This is a genomic window from Nocardia sp. NPDC101769, assembly GCF_044766925.1.
GTDB lineage: Bacteria > Actinomycetota > Actinomycetes > Mycobacteriales > Mycobacteriaceae > Nocardia.
This window is the reverse complement of the sequence record NZ_JBIWMX010000005.1, coordinates 54,710-81,081: the sequence shown is the minus strand read 5'-3', so window position 1 is coordinate 81,081 and position 26,372 is coordinate 54,710. Positions and strand designations below refer to the sequence as shown.

General features: G+C 68.5%; 26 protein-coding genes. 12 read left to right on the top strand and 14 right to left on the bottom strand.

The window, feature by feature from the left end; genetic code table 11:
• Positions 1-172: 172 nt before the first annotated feature.
• The gene (locus ACIRRA_RS11100; RefSeq protein ID WP_402766587.1) at positions 173-1,558 is read right to left on the bottom strand and encodes an ATP-binding protein; all 1,386 of its coding nucleotides are present in this window, start codon (positions 1,556-1,558) and stop codon (positions 173-175) included.
• A gap of 89 nt (positions 1,559-1,647) precedes the next feature.
• Positions 1,648-2,337: a response regulator transcription factor gene (locus tag ACIRRA_RS11095; protein WP_402766135.1), complete on the bottom strand. Its 690-nt coding sequence runs from the start codon at positions 2,335-2,337 to the stop codon at positions 1,648-1,650.
• A gap of 330 nt (positions 2,338-2,667) precedes the next feature.
• Here ACIRRA_RS11095 and ACIRRA_RS11090 point away from each other — a divergent pair, with 330 nt between their 5' ends.
• Genes ACIRRA_RS11090 through ACIRRA_RS11070 form a run of 5 tightly spaced genes read left to right on the top strand, consistent with a single transcriptional unit; the run spans position 2,668 to position 7,969 of the window.
• A complete protein-coding gene (locus ACIRRA_RS11090; RefSeq protein WP_402766132.1) occupies positions 2,668-5,634 on the top strand; it encodes an ATP-binding protein in 2,967 nt (988 codons plus the stop codon).
• The gene (locus ACIRRA_RS11085; protein WP_154789962.1) at positions 5,631-6,038 is read left to right on the top strand and encodes a roadblock/LC7 domain-containing protein; all 408 of its coding nucleotides are present in this window, start codon (positions 5,631-5,633) and stop codon (positions 6,036-6,038) included. The genes ACIRRA_RS11090 and ACIRRA_RS11085 overlap by 4 nt, the downstream gene beginning before the upstream one ends.
• Positions 6,039-6,049: 11 nt before the next feature.
• Positions 6,050-6,424 carry a DUF742 domain-containing protein gene (locus tag ACIRRA_RS11080; RefSeq protein ID WP_402766129.1) on the top strand — a complete coding sequence of 125 codons (375 nt, stop codon included), beginning with the start codon at positions 6,050-6,052 and terminating at the stop codon, positions 6,422-6,424.
• Positions 6,405-7,100 (top strand): GTP-binding protein, encoded by a 696-nt coding sequence (locus ACIRRA_RS11075; protein WP_402766126.1) that lies wholly within the window; start codon positions 6,405-6,407, stop codon positions 7,098-7,100. The genes ACIRRA_RS11080 and ACIRRA_RS11075 overlap by 20 nt, the downstream gene beginning before the upstream one ends.
• Before the next feature lie 47 nt (positions 7,101-7,147).
• Positions 7,148-7,969, top strand: a complete 822-nt coding sequence (locus ACIRRA_RS11070; RefSeq protein WP_402766124.1) for a hypothetical protein — start codon at positions 7,148-7,150, stop codon at positions 7,967-7,969.
• A gap of 101 nt (positions 7,970-8,070) precedes the next feature.
• Here the strand turns inward: ACIRRA_RS11070 and ACIRRA_RS11065 are convergent, their stop codons facing one another.
• Positions 8,071-8,871: a VOC family protein gene (locus ACIRRA_RS11065; protein WP_402766122.1), complete on the bottom strand. Its 801-nt coding sequence runs from the start codon at positions 8,869-8,871 to the stop codon at positions 8,071-8,073.
• Between the two features lie 217 nt (positions 8,872-9,088).
• On the opposite strand from ACIRRA_RS11065, the gene ACIRRA_RS11060 reads away from it, so the two are divergent.
• Positions 9,089-10,108 carry a DUF1906 domain-containing protein gene (locus ACIRRA_RS11060; protein WP_402766119.1) on the top strand — a complete coding sequence of 340 codons (1,020 nt, stop codon included), beginning with the start codon at positions 9,089-9,091 and terminating at the stop codon, positions 10,106-10,108.
• A gap of 410 nt (positions 10,109-10,518) precedes the next feature.
• On the opposite strand, the gene rpmF is transcribed toward ACIRRA_RS11060, so the two are convergent.
• The 3 genes from rpmF to mrf are packed head-to-tail and all read right to left on the bottom strand — an operon-like array spanning position 10,519 to position 12,273.
• Positions 10,519-10,692 carry a 50S ribosomal protein L32 gene (rpmF, locus tag ACIRRA_RS11055; RefSeq protein WP_402766116.1) on the bottom strand — a complete coding sequence of 58 codons (174 nt, stop codon included), beginning with the start codon at positions 10,690-10,692 and terminating at the stop codon, positions 10,519-10,521.
• Positions 10,693-10,694: 2 nt separating this feature from the next.
• Complete coding sequence (locus ACIRRA_RS11050; protein ID WP_402766113.1) at positions 10,695-10,979, bottom strand: type B 50S ribosomal protein L31; 285 nt, start codon at positions 10,977-10,979, stop codon at positions 10,695-10,697.
• A 4-nt stretch (positions 10,980-10,983) separates the two neighbouring features.
• Positions 10,984-12,273, bottom strand: a complete 1,290-nt coding sequence (gene mrf, locus ACIRRA_RS11045; RefSeq protein WP_402766110.1) for a ribosome hibernation factor-recruiting GTPase MRF — start codon at positions 12,271-12,273, stop codon at positions 10,984-10,986.
• A gap of 111 nt (positions 12,274-12,384) precedes the next feature.
• Between mrf and rpmB the strand changes: the two genes are divergently transcribed.
• The 4 genes from rpmB to rpsR are packed head-to-tail and all read left to right on the top strand — an operon-like array spanning position 12,385 to position 13,398.
• Entirely contained in the window at positions 12,385-12,621 is a 237-nt protein-coding gene (rpmB, locus tag ACIRRA_RS11040; protein ID WP_402766585.1) for a 50S ribosomal protein L28, read from the top strand.
• Between the two features lie 11 nt (positions 12,622-12,632).
• Positions 12,633-12,803 carry a 50S ribosomal protein L33 gene (gene rpmG, locus ACIRRA_RS11035; protein ID WP_354836290.1) on the top strand — a complete coding sequence of 57 codons (171 nt, stop codon included), beginning with the start codon at positions 12,633-12,635 and terminating at the stop codon, positions 12,801-12,803.
• Position 12,804: 1 nt separating this feature from the next.
• Positions 12,805-13,110 (top strand): 30S ribosomal protein S14, encoded by a 306-nt coding sequence (gene rpsN / locus ACIRRA_RS11030; RefSeq protein ID WP_354836292.1) that lies wholly within the window; start codon positions 12,805-12,807, stop codon positions 13,108-13,110.
• A gap of 33 nt (positions 13,111-13,143) precedes the next feature.
• Entirely contained in the window at positions 13,144-13,398 is a 255-nt protein-coding gene (gene rpsR, locus ACIRRA_RS11025; protein WP_356995390.1) for a 30S ribosomal protein S18, read from the top strand.
• Positions 13,399-13,550: 152 nt separating this feature from the next.
• Here the strand turns inward: rpsR and ACIRRA_RS11020 are convergent, their stop codons facing one another.
• Complete coding sequence (locus tag ACIRRA_RS11020; RefSeq protein ID WP_402766105.1) at positions 13,551-14,108, bottom strand: LysM peptidoglycan-binding domain-containing protein; 558 nt, start codon at positions 14,106-14,108, stop codon at positions 13,551-13,553.
• A gap of 215 nt (positions 14,109-14,323) precedes the next feature.
• On the opposite strand from ACIRRA_RS11020, the gene ACIRRA_RS11015 reads away from it, so the two are divergent.
• On the top strand, positions 14,324-14,785 hold the full coding sequence (locus ACIRRA_RS11015; RefSeq protein ID WP_402766102.1) for a hypothetical protein: 462 nt from the start codon (positions 14,324-14,326) through the stop codon (positions 14,783-14,785).
• A 123-nt stretch (positions 14,786-14,908) separates the two neighbouring features.
• Here the strand turns inward: ACIRRA_RS11015 and purH are convergent, their stop codons facing one another.
• From purH to sucC, 6 genes are all read right to left on the bottom strand, one after another.
• On the bottom strand, positions 14,909-16,483 hold the full coding sequence (purH, locus tag ACIRRA_RS11010) for a bifunctional phosphoribosylaminoimidazolecarboxamide formyltransferase/IMP cyclohydrolase (protein WP_402766099.1): 1,575 nt from the start codon (positions 16,481-16,483) through the stop codon (positions 14,909-14,911).
• Positions 16,480-17,112 carry a phosphoribosylglycinamide formyltransferase gene (gene purN, locus ACIRRA_RS11005; RefSeq protein ID WP_356995885.1) on the bottom strand — a complete coding sequence of 211 codons (633 nt, stop codon included), beginning with the start codon at positions 17,110-17,112 and terminating at the stop codon, positions 16,480-16,482. The genes purH and purN overlap by 4 nt, the downstream gene beginning before the upstream one ends.
• 105 nt (positions 17,113-17,217) lie before the next feature.
• A complete protein-coding gene (locus tag ACIRRA_RS11000; RefSeq protein ID WP_402766096.1) occupies positions 17,218-18,786 on the bottom strand; it encodes a DUF6350 family protein in 1,569 nt (522 codons plus the stop codon).
• A gap of 123 nt (positions 18,787-18,909) precedes the next feature.
• The gene (locus tag ACIRRA_RS10995) at positions 18,910-19,920 is read right to left on the bottom strand and encodes a DUF5336 domain-containing protein (protein ID WP_402766093.1); all 1,011 of its coding nucleotides are present in this window, start codon (positions 19,918-19,920) and stop codon (positions 18,910-18,912) included.
• 309 nt (positions 19,921-20,229) lie between these two features.
• Positions 20,230-21,144, bottom strand: coding sequence for a succinate--CoA ligase subunit alpha (sucD, locus tag ACIRRA_RS10990; RefSeq protein ID WP_356995380.1), 915 nt, complete (start codon positions 21,142-21,144; stop codon positions 20,230-20,232).
• 14 nt (positions 21,145-21,158) lie between these two features.
• Positions 21,159-22,325, bottom strand: a complete 1,167-nt coding sequence (gene sucC / locus ACIRRA_RS10985) for an ADP-forming succinate--CoA ligase subunit beta (RefSeq protein ID WP_402766090.1) — start codon at positions 22,323-22,325, stop codon at positions 21,159-21,161.
• Between the two features lie 510 nt (positions 22,326-22,835).
• On the opposite strand from sucC, the gene ACIRRA_RS10980 reads away from it, so the two are divergent.
• Positions 22,836-24,104 carry a M23 family metallopeptidase gene (locus tag ACIRRA_RS10980; RefSeq protein WP_402766087.1) on the top strand — a complete coding sequence of 423 codons (1,269 nt, stop codon included), beginning with the start codon at positions 22,836-22,838 and terminating at the stop codon, positions 24,102-24,104.
• A 498-nt stretch (positions 24,105-24,602) separates the two neighbouring features.
• Here the strand turns inward: ACIRRA_RS10980 and pgi are convergent, their stop codons facing one another.
• Positions 24,603-26,243 carry a glucose-6-phosphate isomerase gene (pgi, locus tag ACIRRA_RS10975; RefSeq protein ID WP_402766084.1) on the bottom strand — a complete coding sequence of 547 codons (1,641 nt, stop codon included), beginning with the start codon at positions 26,241-26,243 and terminating at the stop codon, positions 24,603-24,605.
• Between the last annotated feature and the right edge of the window lie 129 nt (positions 26,244-26,372).

Here is a 26,372-nt window from a genome sequence, read left to right as displayed (position 1 = left end):
TTGGGCAGGCCGGAGGCGGTGGTATCCGGGGTGTCGCCTTCGGGCCCGGTGCCCCGGGTGTTCGAATCCTCGGTCATTTCTCGTTTTCTCCTCGAGTCTCGTCGCCAAGCCTGGCGGGAACGACTGAGAGTGGACTGAGACCGTGCTTGCTTTTCGCCGAGCTTTCCAGCGCTCAGTCCGGCGCCGAGTCGGGCAGCGGCGGTGCGCCTTCTCCAGGCAGCACGATACGGATCAAAGCGCCACCACGGTCGGAAGTATCGATGTTGATGGTGCCACCGTGTTTGGTCACCACCTGCTTGACGATGGCCAGCCCGAGTCCGGAGCCGGGCATGGAGCGCGAGGCGGTGGTCCGGTAGAAGCGTTCGAACACCAGCTCCCGTTCGGCGGGCGGAATGCCGGGCCCGGCATCGTCGACGGCGAACTCCAGCAGCCCGCGTCCGCTCTCGCGCATGGCGACGAAGACCTTGGCGCCGTGGGGGCTCCATTTGGCGGCATTGTCGAGCACATTGAGCAGTGCGCGTTCCAGTCCCGGTTCGTCGCCGTAGATGAACCAGGGGCGCAACTGGGCATCGAATTCGATCCCGGTGCGCCGCCGCCGGACTCGCTCCAGCGCCCGCTCGGCCACGTCACCGAGGTCGATCTGCTCGTAGACGGTCTCGGGCGCGTCCTCGCGAGCCAGGTCGACCAGATCGCCGACCAGTGTGGACAACTCCTCGATCTGGGCCATCACGTCGGAGCGCAGTTCGGCCATGTCCTCATCCGGGATGCGGGGCGCGCCCGGCCGGGAGGAGGCGATGAGCAGTTCCATATTGGTGCGCAAAGAGGTCAGTGGCGTCTTCAGCTCATGACCGGCGTCGGCGACCAACCGGCGCTGCCGCTCCCGGGATTCGCCCAGGGCCCGCAGCATGGTGTTGAAACTCTCGGTGAGCCGGGCGAGTTCGTCGTCGCCGGTGACCGGGATGGGGGTCAGGTCGTCGGTGCGGGCGATGCGCTCGGTGGCCGCGGTGAGCCGGGCGATGGGCCGCAAGCCGGTGCGGCCCACGGTGGTTCCGGCCGCCGCGGCCACGACGACCCCGCAGCCGCCGACCACGAACAGCAGCCAGGCCAGCCGGTCCAGGACCTCCTTGGTGGGCTGCAGCCGCTGCGAGACGACCAGGGTGGATCCGGAGTGCGTGCGCCGCGCCAGCACTCGCTGATCCTCGACGGTGCGCAGCGAGAAGCTGATCTCGCCGCGGGCCACCGCGCGCTCCTGATTGCCGATGGGCGGAAGCGTGGTCTGCGGGGGCACATATTGCGACTGGTCCGGGAAGACCAGGGCGACGCCGACATCGCTGGAGTACAGCCCGGCGAACACCAGCGACTGGAAGCCGAGGCTGTCGAGGTTGTTGTCGATCATCACCGAAGCCCGCGCCCGCAGTTGCGAATCCACGTCCGCATACAGCGAGCGCGCCACCATGGCGTAGGCGGCGATCGAGGTGAAGGCGACCGCGACGGCCACCACGGAGGCGGCCAGCAGCGTGACCCGCCAGCGCAGCGAAACCGACCGGGTCAGCGGCATGGGCGGCCGCAGCTCGGCCGACTCCGGACGCGACCCGAGTCCGGCGACCACCGGCCGCCGGGGAACGGTTCTTCCCACGAGCACGGCTCCTACGGCGGGGTCTCGCGCAGCACGTAGCCGACGCCGCGCACGGTATGGATGAGACGCGGTTCACCGTCGGCCTCGGTCTTGCGGCGCAGATAGCCGATGTACACCTCGAGCGCATTGCCGGAGGTGGGGAAGTCGTAGCCCCACACCTCCTCCAGAATGCGGCTGCGGGTGAGCACACGACGGGGGTTGGCCATCAGCATTTCCAGCAGCGAGAACTCGGTGCGGGTCAGGCTGATCTGGCGTTCACCGCGGGTGACCTCGCGGGTGACCGGATCCAGTGACAGATCGGCGAAGGCCATGGCCTCCGAGAAGGCGTCGACCGGATCGCCGGCGGTGCGGCGCAGCAGCGCGCGCAGCCGGGCCAGCAGTTCCTCCAGGGCGAAGGGCTTGGGTAGGTAGTCGTCGGCGCCGGCGTCCAGTCCGGCGACGCGTTCGGAGACCGAATCCCGTGCCGTGAGTACCAGAATCGGCAGATCGTCGCCGGTGCTGCGGAGCCGGCGGCACACCTCGAGCCCGTCGAGCCGGGGCATCATGACGTCCAGGACGAGGGCGTCGGGTCGCTGACTGGCGGTCTTCTCCAAGGCGTCCAGACCGTCGACCGCGAGGTCGACGGTGTACCCGTTGAAGGTCAGCGAGCGACGCAGCGATTCCCGGACCGCGCGGTCGTCGTCGACTACCAGAATGCGCATGGTAACCAGTCTGCCCACAGCGACTGAGAGGTGACTGAGAGGGTCCCCTTCGACACGCCGGACGAGTTGGGCAGATGACCTGCGCATTTCGCGTAGGGCCGACGCCAAATGGTTGTGGTGTCACCCAAATTCGCGCGAAACCCCTTGCGGGAAGCCCTCATTCGGATGCTAAACCTCAAAGTCCTACGAATTGCCGTTAGTCAGCTCACGCGGTATGTTGCAGGCCGTAAAAGAAGACCCTTAGTTGGTTCCGCGCGGGTTCGACCCCAAAGCCGTACAACCGCATACGTACCCGAGGGTCAATCGTGAAGCGGAGGCGACGGAAGCGGGATGGAAGCAGCACCCCGGTCCTGGCAATTCAGCCTGTCCAACTGGCCCGTTACCCGCAAGGTCGGGATCGTGCTGGTGCTCCCGGTGCTCCTCGCCGCGACCTTCGCGGTACTGCGCATCAACAGCGAATTGCAGACCATTTCGAAACTGAGCGCGGCGTCCGAGCAGATGGACGTGCTCCACCCCACCATCAAATTCCTCGTCAGCAGCAACGAACTCGCGGTCGCCGCGATCACCGGCGGCAATCAGGACACCGATCCCGACCTCGACGCGGCCACGGCCAAGTTCGATCAGGCCGAGGCCGAACTCGAAACAGTCCTCAAGTCCTCCAACGCCGATCCGGGTGTCACCAAGGAGCTCGGCGCCTCCGTCGCGGTCGCCAAGACCATGCGCAACAGCCTGCGCACCAGCTCCCCGCAGACCATCGGCGATCAGGTCGACGAGGTGCAGACCCGGGCGCAGAACGCGCTCGCGGGCGCTCCCACCTTCGCCGACCTCCGGGTGCAGCAGTCCTACCTGCAGTTCGGTGCGGCCCAGACCGCCGCCCGCCTGCTCACCCAGGAGCGGATCATGCTGGCCGCACCCGGGGCGGGTTCCAATCCGGCGCTGCGGACCAAGCTGCTCACCGCCATCGGCGCCGAGATCACCATGATCGAGGTGTATCGCGGCATGGCGCCGGACACGGCGCAGAACGCGAACACGCTGAAGGACAATGCCGGTGCGCGTGTCGGCATCCTGATGCAGAACGTGCCCGATCCGGGCAGCCTGCCGGCCATGCAGGACTCGTTGCGCGGCAGTGCCGACACCTACGAGAAGGAAGTGTCCACGGTCGCCAACTCGATGGACTCGAAGCTGGCCCAGCTCACCACCGAGGCGCGTAACAACGTCCTGCGCGACACCTCCATCGTGATCGGCATGCTGCTGGCCGGTCTCGCGCTGGCGCTGGTGGTGGCCCGCTCGCTGGTGGTCCCGGTCCGCCGCCTGCGGCGAGACGCCTTGCAGGTGGCCCACATCGACCTGCCGCAGGAACTCGAGGTGGTGCGCGCCGGCGGCGCGACCCCGGAGATCTCGCCGGTCGACGTGCACACCACCGAGGAGATCGGGCAGCTGGCCCGAGCCGTCGACGACATCCACTCCCAGGCCCTCCACCTGGCCGCCGAACAGGCGCGCCTGCGCCTGCAGATCGGCAATATGTTCGAGACCCTCTCGCGTCGCAGCCAATCCCTCGTGGAGCAGCAGCTGTCGCTGATCGAGGAGCTCGAGCGCGACGAGGACGACTCCGAGCGCCTGCAGTCGCTGTTCCGCCTCGACCACCTCGCCACCCGCATGCGCCGCAACGGCGACAACCTGCTGGTGCTGGCCGGAACCGCCCTGCGCCGTGGCCATCTCGCGCCGGTGCCGCTGTCGGACATGCTGTGGTCCTCGGTCTCGCAGGTGGAGGACTACCAGCGCGTCGAGATCGGCACCGTGCCCGACGGCATCGTCGCTGGTGAACCCGCCGTCGACATCGAGCACCTGCTGGCCGAGCTGATCGACAACGCGCTCCGCTACTCCCCGCCCACCACCCCGGTCGCGGTATCGGTGGCGCGCGCCGTGGACGGCGGCTACCTGATCGAGATCACCGACCGCGGCCTCGGCATGAACGCCGAGGACCTGCAGGGCATCAACGACCGCCTGGCCTCCGGTGGCGAGGTCAATGTCGAGACCGCCCGCCGCATGGGTCTTTTCGTCGTCGGCCGCCTGGCCAAGCGGCACAACATCACCGTCAGCCTGCGCCGCACCTCCGCCATGGTGCAGCAGCCTGGCATCACCGGCAGCGTGCACCTGCCGGGCAGCCTGGTCTCGCCCGCGCCAGAGCGCGTCGGTGACCCCACCGGGCAATACCCCGTTGCCTCCCCGCTGCCGGTGCCCCCGGCGGCCCTGGCCTCCGGGCCGATTCCGGTGCCGTCCGGGCCGATTCCAGCGCCTTCCGGCCCGATTCCGGCCCCCTCGGGCCCGATCACGGGCCCACAGCCCGCGCTCGCCCCGCCGCGGCTGACCCCGGTGCCGAACCTGCCCGAGCCCACCGCGGCCACCACCACCGGACGTTTCACCAGTTCCGGCCTGCCGCAGCGCAAGCCGGGCCCCGACACCGGTGAGCAGCCGATCGTCCCCACCTTCACCGAGCCGCCGCAGGTGGCGCAGGTGCAGGACCGGTTCTCCGACGGCTTCACCGACGCCTTCACCGAACCCGAGGACGCGCGCGCCTACAGCGTGTCCGCCCTGCGGCCGGAACCGGCTGCGCCGCAGCAGAGTCCCGCGCCGATGCACTACTGGGGCGAGGCGCGCACGCCCGAGCCGGAGCAGGCTCCCGAGCCCGTCCGGGTGCCCGAGCCCGTCTGGATGCCCGAGCCCGTCGCGCCGGCCCCCGAGCCGCAGATCACGGAGCCGGCGCGGGGCTGGAACCCGAACGGCCCCGACACCGGCAGCTACTTCGGCAACGGGTACAGCGCCTTCGGCGACAACGATCGGCCCACGATCCCCGCTGACGCCAACGGCGGCACGAACGGCAACGCCGACACCATTGTTCGCGGCGACGAGGCCGCACCCGCCGCTGCGCGCCCGGTCGCTCCCCCGCCCGGCCTGCGTCCGGTCGGCGCGGCCCCGACCCCGATCTATCAGCGCATGGTCTCCGAGTGGCTGGTGGAACCGGCCGACGGGAACCAGGACGGCGCTGCCTGGTCGTCGAGTTCGGACAGCGGCTGGGCCGCGGCCGAAGAGGCGGCCAACCCGACCACAACCAGTCGCACCGAGGGCGGCCTGCCGATTCGGCGACCCGGCGCCCAGCTGGTGCCCGGTGCCGTCGCCCAGGAGGACGACGGCAGCGGCCGCAATCCGGACGAGATCCGCGACAGCCTGTCCAGGCACCTCAGCGGCGTCCGCTCCGGGCGGGTCGACTCCCAGTACAACGACGGAGGGCATGCATGACCGACACCCAGCGCACCACCACCGATGAGAATCTGAACTGGCTGGTCACCCGCTTCACCCGGGAGGTACCGGGCGTCTCGCACGCCGTCCTGGTCTCCGCGGACGGTCTGCTGCAGGCCACCAGCCCGCATCTGCCGGCCGACCGGGGTGAGCAGCTGGCCGCGGTGACCGCCGGTCTGGCCAGCCTGTCCGCCGGGGCCGCACAGCTTTTCGAGGGCGGCAAGGTGATGCAGTCCATCGTCGAGATGCAGCGTGGCTACCTGCTGGTCATGAGTGTCGGCAATGGCTCGCACCTGGCGGTGCTGGCCAACAAGCAGCACGACATCGGCCGCATCGGCTACGAAATGGCCCTACTGGTCGACCGGGTCGGGTCCGTGGTCTCGGCCACCGCCCGCACTGCCTAGATGAGCTGCGCATGACCAATCCCCTTGGCGGCGGTAACCGGCCACCGACCACACGTGTTCGTCCCTACGCGCTGACCTCCGGCCGCACCGAGCCGGCGGTGGAGCTACCGCTCGAGGCGGTCGTCGAAACCCTGTCCTATACCGCCCATTTCGACTGGCCCGCCGGGGACGTGCGCACCGAGATCCTGCGACTCGGTACCGCGCGCCTCTCGGTCGCCGAGATCGCGGCCCATCTGGGCCGGCCGCTGGGTATGGTGCGAGTCGTCATCGGCGATCTCGTCGTCGCCGGAACCCTGCGTGTGCATTCGACTTTGAGCGATCAGGCGACCTTCGACGAGCGCCGGTCACTAATGGAGAGGACACTGCATGGACTCCGCGCCCTATGACGGCGGAGGCTACCCCGGTGGCCCGCACGGGGCCCCCGCATACACAACCGGGCAGTTCCCGAACCTGGCGCTGCAGTACCCGGCGCGACCGGGTGAGGAGTCGCGCACGGCCTCGACCAAGATCGTCGTAGCCGGCGGTTTCGGTGCGGGCAAGACGACCTTCGTGGGCGCGGTCTCGGAAATCGTGCCGCTGCGCACCGAGGCCATGGTGACCGGCTACTCCGACGGGGTCGACGACCTCGCCGCCACGCCGGGCAAGGAAACCACCACGGTGGCCATGGATTTCGGCCGCATCATCCTGCCCGGCAACCTGGTGCTGTACCTGTTCGGCACGCCCGGGCAGCGGCGGTTCTGGTTCATGTGGGACGACCTGATCCGCGGCGCCATCGGCGCGGTGGTGCTCGTCGACACCCGTCGCATCGAGGACAGTTTCGCGGCCGTGGACTTCTTCGAGGCCAAGTCGCTGCCGTTCCTGATCGCGGTCAACCGTTTCCCGGACGCACCGCGCTTCCCGGTCACAGAACTCCGTGAGGCGCTCAGCGTGCGCGAGGGTGTGCCGATCGTGGACATCGACGCGCGCGACCCGGCCGAGGTACGCCGGGCACTGGCCGCCGTCACCGAGTACGCGATCGAACGGCTGACGGCCGCGCAGCGCGAAACCGCGCAGCACGGTTAGCGGTTCGCACGTCCAGGGTCGCAGCAGACGAAGACAGAGGTGTCGGGATGATCTACTTCTCCATGGGCTACTGGGTGCTGGCGCTGGCGTTGATCGTGTCGTTCGCGGGCGCGGCATGCGGTCTGGCCTGCATTCGCCAGTCCACCAAGTCGGTGACCCAGCGGTTCCGGATCGTGTGGCTGTTCGTGGCGGCGATATCCATCGGCGGTGTCGGCGTCGCCATGCCGGTCTTCGTGTCGATGCTCGGCTTCGATGTGCGGGGCAGCCAGCTGCGCTACGACAACGTGTCCATCACCCTGTTCTCGGTGCTGTCGGCGGCCACCGTGTTCGCGGCGCTGCTCATCAACGGCAGGCGGCTGGCCTGGTGGCGGCTGCTGGTGGCGGCGGCGGTAATGGCCTTCGGCTTCGGTGACGTCCACCAGTTGCTGCTGGGCGCCATCCGGATTCAGGGCAGTGTGGACCGCAGCCTGGTGTCCTCGGTGGCGGTGTACGTGATCGCCTTCGTGCTCTCGGCGCTGATGCTGTGGTTCAGCCTGTGGGTCGGCTCGGTGCCGATGGTGCTGGCCGGCGCAGTGCTGTACGCGATCCTGGTGATCGGCATGCACTACGCCGGGCTGACCGGGCTCGAGGTGCACGTGGATCCGGCCGCGGCCACTCCGCACGGAAACGTGCTGTTCAACTTCTTCGTGCCGACCTTCATCATCGGCACGCTGTCGCTGGCGATTCCGATCACGGCCATTCTGGTCGCTCCGGACCGGCGCGTGGCGCGGGCCCCGATGACAACCGCGGATCCGCAGGCGGCGCACGGCGCTTCGCCGCAGCAGGCAGCGGCGCGACAGGGTCTGCGACGGCCGGAATCGGTGCGCTGAGCGTTCTTCCGCAGCGCGATCGTTCATTCTCGGAACGCCGTGACGCGAGTGAGTCCCGGGCCGGGTAGATGTTGATCGACCCGGCTCGACTCGTGTCCGGATCAGCCTGCGGCTGCGGGCGTCTCGGCGGTGGCGGGATCGAGCAGGCCGAACAGTTCGCCCTGCGGCGCGGCCATGATGGCCATCCGGCCGAACGGTCCGTCGGTGGCGGACATGAGCACGGTCGCGCCCAGCTCCACGGCCCGGGTGAGGCCGGAGTCGATGCCCTCGAACTGGAACCAGGTCAGCCAGTAGGGCTGGGCGGCGGCCACGCCGTTGACGCTGTCGTCGTTGATGCCGCCGACCGACTCGGTCCCGCCGGGCGGGGTGAAGGTGGCGTAGCGCATGGCCTCGTCGTCGAATTCGGTGAAGGTGAAGCCGAAGACCTCGCCGTAGAAGGCCTTGGCGGCCGCGAAATCGCCGGTGTGCAGGTCGTTCCAGACGTAGGCGCCGTGTTCGTTGTACACCGCCGCGCCATCGTGCGCGCGGGCCTCCCAGACCGCGAAGGGCGCGCCGGAGGCGTCGGCGGCCACGAACATGCGGCCGAACTCCATCACGTCGAAGGCCGGTACCAAAAGGCTGCCGCCCGCCGCGGTCACCTGCTCGGCGGCCTTGTCGGCATCGGCGACCGCGAGATATGTGGTCCACACCGACGGCACCCCGGCCTCCGGCTTGGGCCCGATGCCCGCCACCGCCTGTCCGTCGCGCAGGGCCATGAGGTATCCCCCGGCGTCCTCGCCGGCGCCTTGCATGTCCCAGCCGAAGAGCGCGGCGTAGAACTCACCGGCCTTGGCCGGATCGTCGACCTGACAGTCGACCCAGCACGGTGTTCCCGGGGGCCAGGCCTCATTGCGTATCGGCATCGGTCATCACCTTTCCGCCTCTCCGCGACTTCAGCGCCCGGCTGAGAGCCGTTGACAGGCATGCATGCGGAGTGAAGTTGAGAGCCAACCCGATTCTGGACGTCCCCGGCGAGTTACCCCGACCGTGCGAAATCAGTTGTCGCGTTCGCTCATAGCCGACCAGTCAACCACCGCAATCCAGCACAGTCGGCGTGTCCGCCGAATTACAGTGGGAACCATGCGTTTCGGGCTGGACTACGCCGCAGGTCGTCCCGCGCCGAGTGCCATCAGGGCAACCGGATACGACTTCGTGATCCGCTACCTGTCCGATGGCGGGCCCACCCTGCCGGGCAAGCTCCTCACTCCCGCCGAGGCGGACGGCCTGCGCGCACAGGGCATTTCCATCGTCTCCAACTGGGAGACCACCGCCGCCCGCATGCTCGACGGCTACGGCGCGGGCGTCACCGATGGGCGCGCCGCGCTGGCCCAGGTGCTGCGCTGCGGGGGCCGGGCGGACCGGCCCATCTACTTCTCCGCCGATTTCGACGCCACCCCGCAGCAGCAGGTGCCCATCGACGCCTACCTGGACGGTGCGGCCAGCGTCATCGGCCGCGCGAATGTCGGGATCTACGGCGGATATTGGCCGGTGAGCCGGGCGCTGGACAGCGGGACCGCGACCTGGGCGTGGCAGACGGTGGCCTGGTCCGGCGGGAATGTCGATCCGCGGATCGCCCTCTATCAGACCGGCGAGCAGGTCACGGTCGACGGCGTGCAATGCGATGTGAACCAAACCGACAGAGCCGACTTCGGCCAGTGGGATGTGGAAACGGAGGAACCCGACTTGACTCCCGAGCAGGACGAGGTGTTGCGCGACATCCAGACTCAGCTGCGCGGTCCGGGCCTGCACGGCTGGCCGCAGCTGGGCACCGACGCCCAGGGCCGCGACCGGACGGTGGTGGACGGGCTGGCGGCGGCACTCGCCCAGATCGACGAACTGCGTACCGAGATCAGCGATCTGGAGACGACGACGGCCGAACTCAAGGACGAGGTGGCGCGGTTGTCGGGCCGGCATCGCTGGCCGTTCCCCTTCTCGCTGGTGGAGGGTCCGGCCACGGCGATCGCCGATCAGCTGGCAAAGCTCGAGCAGTTGCTGCCCGGAGTGCCGCTGCCCGGCTGGGGCACCGGCCCGAACGGTCATCCCGCCGACGCGGGACAAGCTCCGGCGGAGCAGCAGCCGAAAGCGGTATCCGACAGTTGATTTGGCTGATTTGTCGGATTTATTTCAGCACACGGCCGGCGACCGGCCGGACCGCACGTTACTGCGGAACAGTGCGTGAACTGCCGTTGAAGCGAGCCCTAACCGGCCCTGAAGTGGCGATGAGCGGGTTCTTCTGTAATCAGAAGAACCCGCCCTCAAGGCATGAGAATACCGTCACCAGGCCACGAGTTCACAACTTCGGGGAAACTTTTCCGCACCTGTGCAATATTCGGACGACCGAGCCCCGGCCGGGCAACGCTCGAGCAGACCTCCGGTGGGACAGCAACTTCGGGGCTATTGTCGGGCTTGTCCGATCTTCTTGTCGCGGTTCCCGACGAAGGAGACTCCCGTGGCCGGCAGCGTGGTACTCGGCAAAGCTCTCGAAGGCCGAGGCCGGGCAGCCCGATCGATCAGAGCTTCGCCGGATCGATCAGGCCACGCTCCACCGCCCGCGCGAGTCGGCGCGGCACCTGGTACACCGTTCCCCCGACCTTGACCGGAATCAGATCCGGCGGGGTCGCCTTCCACTGCGACCGCCGGCTACGGGTATTGGCCCGCGACATTCTGCGCTTCGGAACGGCCATGGTCAGTTCTCCTCATCCGTAGTCGAATTGCGATTGCCGCGAACGCGTTTGCCGTAGCGGCGCTCGAACTTCTCCACGCGGCCCGCGGTGTCGAGCACACGCTGATTCCCGGTCCAGAACGGATGTGAATCCGAGGTCACATCGACCACCAGCAGCGGGTAGGTATTGCCGTCCTCCCACTCGATTGTGCGAGTGGACACCGCCGTGGAACGGGTCAGGAAGCATTTTCCGGTGCTCACGTCCTGGAAGACCACAGGATGGTAGTCGGGGTGAATTCCCTGTTTCATCACTTCACCTTTCGTTGTTGCGAGTGGCGCTGTCCCCGGCGACGGGCGCGGATCGAGCTGTGTCACAAGGCTCTTCATGCTGGTCGGCGAACGGGTCCGGCCACAGCGCGACGCGTTCGGGCGCGAATCGCACCTGTCGCAGTTCGTCCTCGTCCACCAGCGCCCAGTGCAGGGCGTGGCGGATCTCCTCGGCATCGGCGTCGGCGACCAGGATCACCAGCGAGGTGTGGCGGTCACCGAAGTGCTCGTGCCAGCGCAGAGACGCGAGCGCGCGTCGCTCCGGATCCACCTCGTCCAGTTCCCGGGATGTCATGGCGGCCAGCCATTTTCCCGCGCCGCCGACCCGCAGCCCGCCACCCGCGGACTCCAGCCAGACCACCTCGTCGGGCTGGGTGGCCAGCCACACCCGGCCGCGAGCGCTCACCACACCCTCGAGCAGGACATCGATCGCCGAGTGCAGTCGATCGGGCTGAAAGGGGCGGTCGGCGGCGAATTCCACCAGTGCCACACCGCAATCCGGCTCCAGCGGCGGACCGCCGGCCAGCAGCGGCGCGTGCGGGTCGAAGGGCGCGCCGCGCCGCGCGCCGGCGGGCACCCGACGCAGCAGCCAGGTCAGGTCGTCCACCCCCAGCCCGGCCGGCCCGGCCACCCGGGCGACCGGAGCGCGCGGGGACAGCCGGGCCAGCACGGCTGCGGTGCGCTCGCGGTCCACCAGATCGGCCTCGCCGTCGAAAACCATCAGGGCATCGGCGAATTCGACCTGACCGACGGCCAGTTGCGCCACCGTGCGCTCGTCTTCGGCGGTAGCGTGGCCGCGTTCGGACAGCGACTCGTCGCCGGTGGCGTCGGCCAGCCAGTCGCGGACGTCGACACAGGTCAGGACGGTGTCGATGCGAACGCTGCGCCCGGCCGGGCCGTCGACGCGCCCGACCACGCCGGTCACCGCCACGTCGGTGATGGCCTGGCACACCGCCTCCGCCTCGAAGGCCGGGTCCAGCGCGAGCACGATGCGCCGCACCGAATCCCGCTCGGCCAGCAGACACAGGTAGGGCAGCAGGTCGGCGCGCAAGGTGCACGAGACGCAGCCGTGCGCGAGTTCCAGCACGGTCGTGGTCTCCCGACCGTCGATGCGGACGATGCGCCGCACCACACCCTGGCGCAGCTCGCTCAGGTCGTGCCGGACCACGACCGTTCCGGGCTTCCCGCCCAGCAGGCGGGCGGCCTGCTCGACACCCTCGGCGGCGCGTCCGGGGAGTCCCGCGAGGACGAGCACAGGCTTGCGTTGGGACGGCACCGGTCCCCCTTTCGACAATGATTTTCAATTACCGGAGAGTCAATGTACCTTGGAATAACTTCGTTGTCGAAAACGATTGTCATGAACGTCTACCACCGGAAGGGAGTGCCCATGTCGGCCATCTGCCAGGTCACCGGCCGCAAGCCGGGCTTCGGCAAGTCCGTATCGCACTCGCACAAGCGGACCAACCGGCGCTGGGACCCCAATATCCAGCGCAAGACCTACTACCTGCCCAGCGAAGACCGGCGCATCACGCTGACCGTCTCCGCCAAGGGCATCAAGACCATCGACCGCGACGGCATCGAGGCAGTGGTAGCCCGGTTGCGCGCCCGCGGCGAAAAGATCTGAAAGGGAGAACGATGGCATCGAAATCGACCGACATCCGGCCCGTAGTCAAGCTGAAGTCCACGGCCGGGACCGGCTACACCTACGTCACCCGCAAGAACCGGCGCAACGATCCCGACCGGATGATCCTGAAGAAGTACGACCCGGTCGCCCGCAGGCACGTCGACTTCCGCGAGGACCGGTGATATGGCCAAGAAATCCAAGATCGCCAAGAACGAAGCGCGCAAACTCGTCGTGGCGCGGTGGGCGCAGCGGCGCGCGGAATTGAAGGAGATCATCCGCAAACCGGCGAGCAGCGACACCGAACGGGCGGCCGCGCAGGCCGCCCTGCAGAAACTGCCGCGGGATGCCAGTCCGGTACGATTGCGCAATCGGGACGCCGCGGACGGACGCCCGCGTGGTCATCTCCGCAAGTTCGGTCTCTCGCGTGTGCGCGTTCGCGCGATGGCCCATCGAGGAGAGCTGCCCGGTGTGCACAAATCGAGCTGGTAAGCAACCACGATTCGTGAGTGAGGAACCGCTGACATGGCAGTGAAGCGAGCACCGTCGAAGAAGATCCGTGCCGAGCAGGCCCGTCGCCCGAAGAAGAATCCCCTGATCGCCGCCGGCGTCGAGACCGTCGACTACAAGGATGTGAACCTGCTCCGCACGTTCATCTCCGACCGCGGCAAGATCCGCAGCCGTCGCGTGACGGGGCTGACCCCGCAGCAGCAGCGCCAGGTCGCAGTCGCGGTGAAGAACGCCCGCGAGATGGCCCTGCTGCCCTTCACGAGCCGATAGCTCGCGACATCGCCGGACGAAAACCCAAGAGTTGAAACAACTCTCGGACTCTCAGGGGCCTCGCCCCTGAAACCCCAACTACGAAAAACAAGGCCCCCGAGTGCATTTGCACTCGGGGGCCTCATTTTCACGTATACGTGACGGAGCCGCGATTACGGGATGGTCAGCACCTGGCCGGGCTGGATGAGGTCGGGGTTGTCGATGCCGCTGGCGTCGGCGATCTCCTGGTAGCGGTTGCCGTCGCCGTAGAAGCGCTCGGCGATGGCCCACAGGGTGTCACCCGGCTCGACGGTGTAGGTCTGAGCGGCGGGCGGCGGCGGCACGTCCTCGACGACCGCGGCGGCCTGGACCTGGACCGGCTCCGGCGCGGGGAGCGGGTTGTCGGTGTTGGTGCCCGACGACCATACGGCGCCGTCGGAGCCGTACAGCACCACATTGCGGTCGGCCTGGACGACCAGGCGGTCCACGCTCTTGCCATTGGTCTCGGTGGACCAGGCGGCACCGGCCTCCTTGTAGAGAACGAAGTTGCCGTCGTCTTGCAGGGTGGCCCGGACGACGCCCTGGCCGTTGGTGCCGGTGGCCCACACGACATTGCCGTTCGGTTCGGACAGCACCAGGTTGCCATCATCTTGCAGAGTCAGGGTGTAGGCACCGCCCTGCAGCGCCTGTCCACGACCGAGTTCTTCGCCGACCTTCAACGAGTCGCCCACGGTGCGTCCTTTCGGGAGGGGTGATCAAGAGATAAGCCGATGGCGCGGAACTGCATTCGCACATCTGTCATGACACTACCGATCCCGCGCCGGTCATCGCACGGTTACACGCCGGTTCTGCGAAGATTTCGGCATGTCTTCGCCAGAAATTCGCCAGGGGGTCGAATCCGGTGCGGGGAACCGGCCGTGCGGTCGCGGACACTAGGGTGTCAGCCATGTACGGGACACGGGGACGCCGCCTGATCGCTACCGCCGCAGTCACTCTGATCGGACTCACCATCGCGGCGTGCGGAAGCACGGAAAGCACTGGCGACCAATCGAAGACCAGCGCCGCCGCGACCAGCACCAAGACCACGCCCACCGAGGCACCCAGCGGACAGATCGGACGCGCTTTCACGGCGGATCCGAGTATCGTCAGCCCACACGGCATTTCGTTCGACAGCTGGACCCGCGTCGCACCCGACCGGATCGCGGTCAACTTCCAGACCGGCTCCCCCGAGTGCTACGGCGTGAACGCCACCGTCACCGAAACCTCCTCGACCGTCACCGTCGACCTGAAGTCCGGCACCCTGCCCGACGCGGTCGGCAAGATGTGCACCATGATCGCCGTCTTCGGCACCCTCGAAATCCAGCTGAAGTCTCCGCTGGGTGATCGAAAAGTCCTCAGCGCCAACTAGGTTACCGGCACTGCGGCGGAGCCGGTCCACGCACGCAGCAGGGGCCCGGATCGATGTACGATCCGGGCCCCTGTCCCGATGTTGTTGTCCCGCTACATGACTCGCGTCAGCAGCGGCTCACACTCAGTGCGCGAAGTGCCGGGAACCGGTCAGATACAAGGTCACTCCGGCCTCACGGCACAGCTCGATGGTGTCCTTGTCACGGATCGAACCGCCCGGGTGCACGATGGCGCGCACGCCGGCGGCCACCAGGATCTGCGGGCCGTCCGAGAACGGGAAGAACGCGTCCGAGGCCGCCACCGAACCCTTGGCGCGGTCACCGGCCCGCTCCACCGCCAGCTTGCAGGAATCGACCCGGTTGACCTGACCCATGCCGACGCCGACGGCCGCGCCGTCATCGGCCAGCAGGATGGCGTTGGACTTCACGGCACGGCAAGCGCGCCAGGCGAATTCGAGATCGCGCAGGGTGGCCTCGTCGGCGGCCTCACCCGCGGCCAACGTCCAGTTGGCGGTGCTGTCGCCCGCGGCGTCGAGGATGTCGCGCTCCTGCAGCAGCACACCGCCGCTGACCGGACGCAGCTCCGCGCCCTTGCGCCGGGCCGGCTCGGCCACCAGCACGCGCACGTTCTTCTTGCGCTGCAGCACCTCGACCGCGCCATTGGCGTAGGACGGGGCCACGATGACCTCGGTGAAGATGTCGGCGACCTGCTCGGCCATCTCCACGGACACCTCGCGGTTGGCCGCGATCACGCCGCCGTACGCGGAGACCGGGTCGGTGGCGTGCGCCTTGCGGTGCGCCTCGGCGATGTCCGCACCGACCGCGATGCCGCACGGGTTGGCGTGCTTGATGACCGCCACGGCCGGCTCGTCGAAGTCGTAGGCGGCGCGCCAGGCGGCGTCCGCATCGGTGTAGTTGTTGTACGACATCTCCTTGCCGTGCAACTGCTGCGCCTGCGCCAGCCCGACCGGGCCACCCTGGTTGGTGTACAGCGCGGCCGCCTGATGCGGGTTCTCGCCGTAGCGCAGCACATCCGCGCGCTGCCAGGTGCCGCCGATCCACTCCGGGAACTGCTGCTCGCCTTCGGATTCCGGCGCGACGGCCGGGACCGCGACACCGGTCATCCAGCTGGCGACGGCCACATCGTAGGTGGCGGTGTGCTGGAAAGCCTTGGCGGCCAACGCGGTCCGCTCGGCGAGGGTGAAACCGCCCTGCTGCACGGCGGCGATCACGCCGGCGTAATCACCGGTGTTCACCACGACCGCGACCGACGGGTGGTTCTTGGCGGCGGCGCGAACCATGGACGGCCCGCCGATGTCGATCTGCTCGACGCACTCGTCGACGCTCGCGCCGGAGGCGACCGTCTGGGTGAATGGGTAGAGGTTCACCACGACGAGCTGGAAGGCCTCGACACCCAGCTCGACGAGCTGGTCGACGTGCTCCTCCTTGCGGGTGTCGGCCAGGATGCCGGCGTGCACCCGCGGGTGCAGCGTCTTGACCCGGCCGTCCAGGGTCTCTGGGAAACCGGTCAGGTCTTCGACCTTGGTGACCGGAATACCGGCGTCGGCGATCTTGCCGGCAGTCGAGCCGGTCGACACCAGCTCCACACCGGCCTGGTGCAGACCGGTGGCCAGTTCGATCAGACCGGTCTTGTCGTAGACGCTTACGAGGGCCCGCTTGATCGGCTTGCGTTCACTCACCGGAGAACTCGCTCATCTGGGATAACTGCCTTTCGTCCATCGGAGACAATGCCTCGGGTAGCGACAGCGGCGACGACCTCCGCCAGCAGCCGGCGCTCCACAACCTTGATGCGTTCGTGCAAGGTGTCCTCGTCGTCATCGGGCAGCACCGTGACCGCCTCCTGCGCCAGGATCGGCCCGGTGTCGACACCCGTGTCGACCAGATGCACGGTGGAACCGGTCACCCGCACGCCGTAGGCGAGCGCGTCCCGCACCCCGTGCGCACCGGGGAAGGCGGGCAGCAGCGCGGGATGGGTATTGATGATGCGACCTCCGAAACGCTCCATGAAAGCGGGGCCGAGAATCTTCATGAAGCCCGCGGACACCACCAGATCGGGTTCGAAGGCGGCGACCACCTCGGTGAGCGCGACATCCCATGCGGCGCGGTCGGCGAAATCGCGTAGCGCGACCTTGAACGACGAAACGTTGAAGGCTTCCGCGTGCTCGGTGGCGGCGCAATCGCGATCCACCCCGACGGCGACCACCGTGGCCGGATAACCCGGCTGCTGCGTCGCTTCCAGCAGCGATCGCAACAGGGATCCGGTGCCGGAAGCCAGCACCACGACGCTCGCGGGCGCGGTCGGCGGCAGCTGCGGGGCGGGCGTGGACGTCAGCGCACTACTCCCTGTCGATCGGAGCGGGATGGGGTCGGCGGAAGCGAACCCGCCGCCTCAAGCGTAACGACCGTCCAATTGCTACTTGTGCGGCAGGTCTCCCTCTACCACTTCGGCGTCGACGATGTCGGGGGTGTCGGTGGATTTCACAGCGGTATCGGCGGCGTACTCGTCCTTGTCGTCGACCAGTTCGGCGTCGAGGGCGCCCTCGAGATCCTCGTCGTCGTACCAGCCGCTCTCGTCGTCGTGGCCGGCGCGGGGTTCGGTGTCGCCGGCCGCCTCGTCGTCGAAATCCTCGTCGTAGTCGTCGTACTCGTCATCGTCGTAGTCGTCGTACTCGTCGTCCGCGTAGCCGCCGGGCTCGTCGTCGTAGTAGTCGTCCTCGTATTCGTACTCGTCGTCATAGGCGTCGTCGACGGCCGCGGGGGCCACCACGGCCGGGCCACCGAACCACCGGGCGCCCAGCATGCCCACGTATCCGGTGATGGCCAGCCAGACGAACACCAGCGCCGCGCCCACCGCATTCGGCGCGATCCGGCCGAAGGTGCCCAGCTCGCCCCCGGCCACCACGCCCAGCAGCGCCACCACGACGGCCGCCACCCCGGCGGCGGTCAGCGTCGCCCAGGGCCCGGTCACCCGATCATGCGAGGTGCGACCACAATCCAGGCCCGACAGCACCCCGATCGCCGCGGGCGCCAGTAGCAGCACCAGCCACCACACCGCCACCGGACCCGACGGCACCGCGGCCGCCACCGGCACCGCGGGCACCGGCGCGCCCTGAATGGCGAACAGGCTCAACGATCCCGGGCCGATCTGCACCTGGCCGCCGGCCAGCACGCTCACCGCGTCGACCGCGACATTCGGCAGGTAGGCCAACGACAGCAGCGTCAAACCCAGTGCGCCGACCACGTTTCCGGCCGCATGGTAGGTGTCGCCGAGGCGGGACCAGTGCAGCAGGAACGACACCACCGTCACCGCGGTCGCCGCCAGCAGCAGGCGGCCCACCGCCCGCAGCCCCGCCCGGAAACCGGGAACCACCCAGTCCGGCAAGGGAATCGGCAGCAGATCGGCGAAGTCACGCCAGCGCTGCGAACCGATGCCCACGAGCGCCGCCAGTAGATTCAGCCCGAGTACCCAGGCGAAGGCGGCCAGGGTGTCCGGCGGCTGCAGCGACACCACCGCCGCCGCGTCCTCGGCCACCGCGAGGCACACCGCGGTGATCAGCAGCGGACCGCCCACCGCGGCGCCCACCACCCAGCCCAGATCGGCGGTCTCGCACTCGGGCCCGGCGGCCTGCGCGCTGTCCCGCGCCACCAGCCACAGCATCAGCAGGGTGGGCAGCAGCGGCCACAGCCCGATCCCGGTCTTGCCGATCACCAGCGGAACCTGGTGCACCGCAAGCCAGCTCGCGGCAATGGCGCCCGACGAACCGCTCATCTCGCTGCCCGCCGCGAACAGGGTGCCGTACACCAGCACGAAGATCACCAGCAGCGTAATGGCCGACGCGCGCGCGGCGACCAGCATCAGCACCCGGGCACGTTCCGGCGTCAGCGATCCGAAACCCCCGCCGCGCCGCCGGACCGGCGGCCGCGGCGGCTCCCGGAGAGCGGGGTCGCTCAGGCGAGCCAGGGCAGTTCTCGGGGCACTCATGGACATCCAGCGTGGCAGCATCTCGGAAACCGTAGGGTCAGGCGCGCCGGGACGACCGGCGCGCTGGCAAAAGAGAACGGCCCCCGGTGGCATACCGGAGGCCGCTCCTGACTGGAGGCGAAACTACTTGTCGTCCTGGCCCGGCCGGAAGGCCCGGGTGGCGTCCGCCGCCGGATCCGCTGCCTGCTCGCCGCCGAACGGCTGCGCCGGGCGCTGCGCCTGAGCGCCGAAATACTGGGTCGCGTCCGCGCTCCCGGCCGGCTGCTGCGGCGCGCCGTACGGCGACTGCTGTCCGTAACCGGGCTGGGCGGGCTGCTGACCGTAGGACGGCTGCTGCTGACCGTAGGTCGGCTGGGATCCGGTGCCGTAGCCCGCGGGCTGCTGACCGTAACCGGCCGGCTGACCGTAGGCCGGCTGCTGCGGCTGCTGACCGTACCCGGCCGGCTGACCGAACGACGGCTGCTGCGGCTGCTGCGGCTGCTGACCGTAGCCGACCTGCTGGCCGAACGCCTGCTGCTGGTACTGCGGCCCGGTGGAGCTGAACGGCTGCGGCTGCTGACCGTAACCACCCTGCGGCGCGGCCGGTTTCGGCTCCGGCGCCTTCACGATGCCGAGCTCGAACAGCAGCGCCAGCACGGCCACCACGGCCTGCACGAACGACAGGAACAGGATCACCCAGCCACCCCACTTCAGCGTCACGCTGTCGCCGAGGTCGAAGGAGCCGAACAGGATGCCCAGGAACGCGCCGAACGAGGCGGCCGCCACGATGCCGGTGTTGCCGTTCTGCTTGGGCAGCAGTGACAGGCCGGCCAGCAGACCCGCGATCAGCAGGATCGTCACCAGCGCCGCGGAGCCGGTGCTCTCGAACAGGCTGAAGCTGGTGTCACCGCCGACCCGGGTGTTGCCGATCTCGACGGCCTTGGTGCCGACATAGGGCGCGAAGCCGAGCAGGAAGTTGATGACGCCGAGGGCGGCCACGCCCACGGCGAGGAAGAACGGCAGGCCCTTGCCCGCAACGGGCGACGTGCCCGACCCGGCAGCAGGAGCGCCCATGGGCTGCGAGCCGTAGCCGGGTGCGGAGGAGGGCGTCGGCTGGGGCGCGTTGTATCCCGAGCCCCCGGTCGGGTATGACATGTCGTCGTCTCCTATCGAGTCGTTCACGAACCTCCACCGACGCTACTGCACTCGACGGCCGCGGGCCATCTACCACCAGCCGTGCCCTGACCGCAATACCCGAATCGGCGCAGCACACGATCGCCCTACCCGACCCGCCGCATCGGGAAACCCCGCCCCGGCAGGTTCGTCAGAGTCCCGCGAATCACGAAGGCCACCTGTCGAATTCGACAGGCGGCCTTCGTATTCAGCTGTTGAGCCAGGCGGGACGAACCCATCGCCTCCCGGCCTGCGCCCCGCTTCCGCCGGGAAGCGGGGCACGAGAATTCATCAGGCGCTGATGGAAGCCTTCTCGAGGATCTCGCGCGCCAGGGCGGCGGTCTCGGACGGGGTCTTGCCGACCTTCACGCCCGCAGCCTCGAGAGCGTCCTTCTTGGCCTGGGCGGTACCGGCGGAGCCGGAGACGATGGCGCCGGCGTGGCCCATGGTCTTGCCCTCCGGCGCGGTGAAGCCCGCGACGTAGCCGACGACCGGCTTGGTGACGTTGGCCTGGATGTAGGCCGCGGCCCGCTCCTCGGCGTCGCCGCCGATCTCGCCGATCATGACGATGAGCTTGGTCTCGGGGTCCTTCTCGAACGCCTCGATGGCGTCGATGTGGGTGGTGCCGATGACCGGGTCGCCGCCGATGCCGATGGCGGTGGAGAAACCGAAGTCCCGCAGCTCGTACATCATCTGGTAGGTCAGGGTGCCGGACTTGGAGACCAGGCCGATCGGGCCCTTGCCGGTGATGTTGGCCGGGGTGATGCCGACCAGCGACTCACCCGGGGTGATGATGCCGGGGCAGTTCGGGCCGATGATGCGGGTCTTGTTGCCCTTGTCCACGTTGTAGGCCCACGCGTAGGCGGTGTCCTGCACCGGGATGCCCTCGGTGATGACCACGAGCAGCGGGATCTCCGCGTCGATGGCCTCGATGATGGCGTCCTTCGAGAAGGCCGGGGGAACGAACGCGATGGAGGTGTCCGCGCCGGTCTTCTCCATGGCCTCGGCGACGGTCGCGAAGACCGGCAGCTCGACCTCGTTGCCCTGGGCGTCGACGTGCTTGACGGTGGTGCCCGCCTTGCGCGCGTTGACACCGCCGACCACGTTGGTGCCCGCCTTCAGCATCAGGGCGGTGTGCTTGGTGCCCTCGCCGCCGGTGATGCCCTGGACGATGACCTTGTTGTCCTTGTTCAGGAAGATAGACATGTTGGTTCGTGTCCTTACTTGGCCGCAGCCAGCTCGGCGGCCTTGTCGGCGCCTTCGTCCATGGTCTGAGCGAGGGTCACCAGGGGGTGGTTGGCGTCGACGAGGATCTTGCGACCCTCCTCGACCTTGTTGCCGTCCAGGCGGACGACCAGCGGCTTGTTGGCCTCGTCGCCCAGGATCTCCAGAGCCTTCACGATGCCGTTCGCGACCGCGTCACAGGCGGTGATGCCGCCGAAGACGTTCACGAACACGGACTTGACCTGCGCGTCGTTGAGGATGACGTCCAGGCCGGCGGCCATGACCTCGGCGGACGCGCCGCCGCCGATGTCGAGGAAGTTGGCGGGCTTGACACCGTTGTGGTTCTCACCGGCGTAGGCGACGACGTCCAGGGTCGACATGACCAGGCCGGCGCCGTTGCCGATGATGCCGACCTCGCCGTCCAGCTTCACGTAGTTGAGGTCGTTCTGCTTGGCCTTGAGCTCGAGCGGGTCGGTGGCGTCGATGTCCGCGAACTCGGCGTGGTCGGCGTGACGGAACTCGGCGTTCTCGTCCAGGGTCACCTTGCCGTCGAGGGCGAGGATCTCGTCGTTGGGGGTACGCACCAGCGGGTTGACCTCGACCAGGGTCGCGTCCTCCTTGATGAACACCTCCCACAGCTTCTGGATGGTCACCGCGGCGGCGTCGAGGATGTCGGCGGGCAGGTGGCCCTGCTCGGCGATGGAACGGGCGAAGGCCAGGTCCACGCCCTTGACAGCGTCGACCGGCACCTTGGCCAGGCGATCCGGCTTGGTGGCGGCCACCTCCTCGATCTCCATGCCGCCCTCGACCGAGCACATGGCCAGGTAGGTGCGGTTGGAGCGATCGAGCAGGAAGGAGATGTAGTACTCCGAGGCGATGTCCTTGGCCTCGGCAACCAGGATCTTCTTGGTGATGTGGCCCTTGATGTCCAGGCCCAGGATGTTCTGCGCGTGGGTGAAGGCGTCGTCGGGGGTGGCGGCGTACTTCACGCCACCGGCCTTACCGCGGCCACCGACTTTGACCTGCGACTTGATCATCACCGGCTTGCCGATTTCTTCCGCGATCGCACGGGCGTCCTCGGCCGAGTCCGTGACGCGACCCTCCGACGAAGGCACTCCGTGCTTCACGAAGAGTTCCTTCGCCTGATATTCGAAGAGATCCATGTACTCACCGTCTCGTCTGCGTTGTTGTGACAACGTCTTGGTTGGCGGCCCGTCGTCGGAGGCGGGTCGGCTCGGACTCTAATCAGTCACATGGAGCGGAAATCAGCCGCATACAGCCTAAGTGGCGCAGGTCACGGTACTGTCTCCGCGATCGCAAAAGCCCTCGTCAATGCTACTCATCGGTAGCTTGTTGACCCCGCGCCAGGTGGGACACGCGAATCCCGGACAGCGATACTGGCTACTACGTCGCGTCGTTGGCAAACCTCACCCGGTTACCCGAAGCACAGTGAGCGCATTCCCGCTCGGAACGTGATCAATATCACACCAGTGTGTCGAACCAAGTCCATCGCTTGCTGAGCCGCAATCGTTTCGTTACCGTCGTTGCAGTCGATGTCACAACCCGGTCACGGACAGGAGGACGGCAGGCTTGACGCAGCACAGCGCTCCCTCGGAAATGAGCCGCTCCGCAGGCGACTTGTCGGCCCCGCAGCACTCTCCGGACCGGCGCAAATGAGCGACGGCCCCTTCCCCTCGCAGCCCCGCGCCCGCCGCGGACATCGCTATCGCGAGGACGCAGAGAATCACGGCGGCGCGATCACCTTCGATGATCCCGCCACTACGCACAGCGGGGTCGCCCACGGCGACTGGGACGCCACCCAGGCCTGGAACGGCGACGCACACTGGGATTCCGGTGCCGAGTGGAACTCCGATGCGGACTGGAACGGCGGTCAGCAGTGGGGTGAGTCCCCGCAGTGGGACGAATCCGCCGACTGGCAGCCGGAACCGAACTGGGACTACAACGCCCAGACCACCGTGAACGGCTGGGCCGCACCGAATCCGAGTGATTGGGCCCCGCAGTCGCGGACCAACTGGGATCCGACCGCGGACCCGACCCCCTCCGACGAGTACCGACCGGTCTACACATTCAAGACCGCGTCCGGCGAGAAGCTCCAGTTCTCCGGCGACGGCGCCCGCCTGAATCGCAGTGCGCGCGAAGCCGATGTCGAGCACGACGACGAGCCGCGCCCGACCCGCTCCGGCGGCAAGCGCCGCTCCGGCGGCACCCACCGCCTACCCGCCCCGCCCACCGCGCTCAAGGGCCGTGCCGCGGTCGTCGCGGTCGCGGCCGGTGCGGTCGTGGCCGCGGGCCAGGCCACCATCGAGTCCACGGGCCACGACAACAGCAATGTCGACTACCAGGCCGCCAATCAGGTCAAGGAGGTCGCGGCGACCTCGGTGGTCGGCGACGGCGCTCCCGGATCGCCCCAGGTGGTGAGCCCGAACGCGCCCGCGAGCCTGGACCAGTTCAACGACATTCTGGCCAAGGGCAAGCAGTTCGCCGCCGACATGGCCAACCAGGAGGCGTCGAAGAACCGGCCGCTGTGGACGAAGTTCGCCAACGGCACCTTCACCTCCGGCTTCGGTATCCGCTGGGGTGTCGCCCACCAGGGTGTGGACATCGCCGCACCGATCGGCACCCCGATCTACGCGGTGGCCGACGCCACCGTGCTCGAGGCCGGTCCCGCCTCCGGTTTCGGCATGTGGGTCCGTTTGCTCCACGACGACGGCACCGTCACCATCTACGGGCACATCGACACCGCGACCGTCTCGCAGGGCCAGCGCGTGCTGGCGGGCGACCAGATCGCGACCGTCGGTAACCGCGGCTTCTCGACCGGCCCGCACTGCCACTTCGAGGTCTGGCTGAACGGCGTCGACAAGATCGACCCGCTGCCCTGGCTGGCCTCGCGCGGCATCTCGCTCGGCCCCGAACGGGACTGACCCGCAACCGAATCCGATCCGAAAGGCGCGCCCTGCAGGGCGCGCCTTTCGGCGTTCGGGGCGGCTCCCGGCGGAATCGGGCACGGCGGCGTCAGGGTGACCCTGCTGGGCCGATCGAGGCGTACCGGACGGGCTGACCCTGTCGACAGGATCGAACCCGTCATACGAATCGCGCAGATCGCCGATGCGGAGGCATCGTGGCGGACCGGTGGGTGCCGCGGTCGCGGAGGTCTATCAGCGCTCGCGAAGGACCGGCCCCATCGCGCGGCCCTGACGGCCTCGGAGCGGGTCCGGCTGCTGCGGGCCGAGGGTCACGTCCGGGCGATGGGATCCCGTCGCGGTACGGGCGGTTCTGGACGCCGCGGGGCATCGACCGCCACGCCGCGCACCAATGGTGCCGCCCGGCCCGTTCGAGCCGACCTGGCGCGGGGAGGTGGCGGGCCGGTGCGAATCGGCCGCGCGGAGCGGTGAGACCCGATCAGCGCGGTCCGGACCCGATCAGCCGCGGTTGGAGCGGTACCAGCGGATCAGCGCGTCGGTGGACGAATCCGATTGCGGTGCGGGCTCTTCCGCCGCGGTCAGCAGCGGCGCCAGGGCCAGCGCCTGCTGCTTGCCGAGCTCCACTCCCCACTGGTCGAAGCTGTCGATGCCCCAGATCGCGCCCTCGGTGAAGACCTGGTGCTCATAGAGGGCGATCAGCTGGCCCAGCACCGACGGGGTCAGCTGCGGCGCCAGGATGGCCGTGGAGGGCCGGTTGCCGGGCATCACCTTGTGCGGCACCAGGTTCGGGGCGGTGCCCTCGGCCGCGATCTCCTCGGCGGTCTTGCCGAAGGCCAGCACCTTGGTCTGGGCGAAGAGGTTGCTCATCAGGATGTCGTGCATGCTGCCCGAGCCGTCCATGGTGGTCAGATCGCTGACAGGACGGGCGAATCCGATGAAGTCGGCGGGCACCAGCCGGGTGCCCTGGTGCAGCAACTGGTAGAAGGCATGCTGGCCGTTGGTGCCGGGCTCGCCCCAGAAGATCTCGCCGGTGGAGGTGGTGACCGGGGTGCCGTCGGCACGCACGGACTTGCCGTTGGACTCCATGGTCAGCTGCTGCAGGTAGGCCGGGAAACGGGCCAGGTCATTGGAGTACGGCAGCACCGCGCGGGACTGCGCGCCGAAGAAGTTCGAGTACCAGACGCCCAGCAGCCCGAGCAGGATCGGGCCGTTCTCCGCCAGCGGCGCATTCGCGAAATGCTCGTCCACGGCGTGCATTCCGGCCAGGAACTCGGCGAAGCGCTCCTTGCCGATGACCGCCATGACCGACAGGCCGATGGCCGAGTCCACCGAGTAGCGGCCGCCGACCCAGTCCCAGAAGCCGAACATGTTGGCGGTGTCGATTCCGAAGTCCGCCACCCGCTGCGCGTGGGTGGACACCGCCACGAAATGCTTTGCGACAGCGTCCTCGCCGAGCGCGGCCACCAGCCACCGCCGGGCCGCGGTGGCATTGGTGAGCGTCTCCAGAGTGGAGAAGGTCTTGGAGGCGACGATGAACAGCGTGGTGGCCGGGTTCAGGCCGTCCAGCTTCGACACCAGATCCGCCGGATCGACATTCGAGACGAACCGCGCCGAGATGCCCGCGTCCGCGTAGTGCCGCAGGCCCAGCGTCACCATGGCCGGGCCCAGATCCGAGCCGCCGATGCCGATGTTCACCACCGTGGCGATACGCTCCCCGGTGGCCCCGCGCCACTGCCCCGAACGCACCTGGTCGGTGAATTCGCCCATGCGACGCAGCACTTCGTGCACGTCGGTCTCGACGTCCTGGCCGTCCACCGTCAGCGGCTGGCCGACGGGCCGGCGCAACCACACGTGCCCGACCGAGCGGTCTTCGGAGGTGTTGATGCGCTCGCCCGCGAACATGGCGTCGCGCCGCTGCTCCACCCCGGCGGTCTGCGCCAATTCGGCCAGCAGATCCAGGGTTTCGCGTGTCACCCGATGCTTGGAGTAGTCGATGTGCAGGTCGGCGACCTGCACGGTCAGGTCCCGACCACGCTCGGGATCCTCGGCGAAGAACTCACGCAGATGCCGCCCGGCGAGAGAGGCGTGGTGATCGTGCAGTTTCCGCCAGACCGCCGATGCGGTGATGTCGCTGCTCACGATCGCCGAGGTTACAACCACTGTGACTTTTTTGCCCTCCGCTTCGCTCCGGGCGGGTTCGCGGCCCTGTGACTTTTTGCCCTACGCTTCGCTCCGGGCGGGTTCGCGGCCCGAAGGTCTCGATTCTTC

Excerpts from the sequence above, each read along its gene's own strand:
- ACIRRA_RS11100 (WP_402766587.1), bottom strand. The coding sequence starts at position 1,558 with ATGCCGCTGACCCGGTCGGTTTCGCTGCGCTGGCGGGTCACGCTGCTG.
- ACIRRA_RS11095 (WP_402766135.1), bottom strand. The coding sequence starts at position 2,337 with ATGCGCATTCTGGTAGTCGACGACGACCGCGCGGTCCGGGAATCGCTG.
- ACIRRA_RS11090 (WP_402766132.1), top strand. The coding sequence starts at position 2,668 with ATGGAAGCAGCACCCCGGTCCTGGCAATTCAGCCTGTCCAACTGGCCC.
- ACIRRA_RS11085 (WP_154789962.1), top strand. The coding sequence starts at position 5,631 with ATGACCGACACCCAGCGCACCACCACCGATGAGAATCTGAACTGGCTG.
- ACIRRA_RS11080 (WP_402766129.1), top strand. The coding sequence starts at position 6,050 with ATGACCAATCCCCTTGGCGGCGGTAACCGGCCACCGACCACACGTGTT.
- ACIRRA_RS11075 (WP_402766126.1), top strand. The coding sequence starts at position 6,405 with ATGGACTCCGCGCCCTATGACGGCGGAGGCTACCCCGGTGGCCCGCAC.
- ACIRRA_RS11070 (WP_402766124.1), top strand. The coding sequence starts at position 7,148 with ATGATCTACTTCTCCATGGGCTACTGGGTGCTGGCGCTGGCGTTGATC.
- ACIRRA_RS11065 (WP_402766122.1), bottom strand. The coding sequence starts at position 8,871 with ATGCCGATACGCAATGAGGCCTGGCCCCCGGGAACACCGTGCTGGGTC.
- ACIRRA_RS11060 (WP_402766119.1), top strand. The coding sequence starts at position 9,089 with ATGCGTTTCGGGCTGGACTACGCCGCAGGTCGTCCCGCGCCGAGTGCC.
- rpmF (WP_402766116.1), bottom strand. The coding sequence starts at position 10,692 with ATGGCCGTTCCGAAGCGCAGAATGTCGCGGGCCAATACCCGTAGCCGG.
- ACIRRA_RS11050 (WP_402766113.1), bottom strand. The coding sequence starts at position 10,979 with ATGAAACAGGGAATTCACCCCGACTACCATCCTGTGGTCTTCCAGGAC.
- rpmB (WP_402766585.1), top strand. The coding sequence starts at position 12,385 with ATGTCGGCCATCTGCCAGGTCACCGGCCGCAAGCCGGGCTTCGGCAAG.
- rpmG (WP_354836290.1), top strand. The coding sequence starts at position 12,633 with ATGGCATCGAAATCGACCGACATCCGGCCCGTAGTCAAGCTGAAGTCC.
- rpsN (WP_354836292.1), top strand. The coding sequence starts at position 12,805 with ATGGCCAAGAAATCCAAGATCGCCAAGAACGAAGCGCGCAAACTCGTC.
- rpsR (WP_356995390.1), top strand. The coding sequence starts at position 13,144 with ATGGCAGTGAAGCGAGCACCGTCGAAGAAGATCCGTGCCGAGCAGGCC.
- ACIRRA_RS11015 (WP_402766102.1), top strand. The coding sequence starts at position 14,324 with ATGTACGGGACACGGGGACGCCGCCTGATCGCTACCGCCGCAGTCACT.
- ACIRRA_RS11000 (WP_402766096.1), bottom strand. The coding sequence starts at position 18,786 with ATGAGTGCCCCGAGAACTGCCCTGGCTCGCCTGAGCGACCCCGCTCTC.
- ACIRRA_RS10995 (WP_402766093.1), bottom strand. The coding sequence starts at position 19,920 with ATGTCATACCCGACCGGGGGCTCGGGATACAACGCGCCCCAGCCGACG.
- sucD (WP_356995380.1), bottom strand. The coding sequence starts at position 21,144 with ATGTCTATCTTCCTGAACAAGGACAACAAGGTCATCGTCCAGGGCATC.
- sucC (WP_402766090.1), bottom strand. The coding sequence starts at position 22,325 with ATGGATCTCTTCGAATATCAGGCGAAGGAACTCTTCGTGAAGCACGGA.
- ACIRRA_RS10980 (WP_402766087.1), top strand. The coding sequence starts at position 22,836 with ATGAGCGACGGCCCCTTCCCCTCGCAGCCCCGCGCCCGCCGCGGACAT.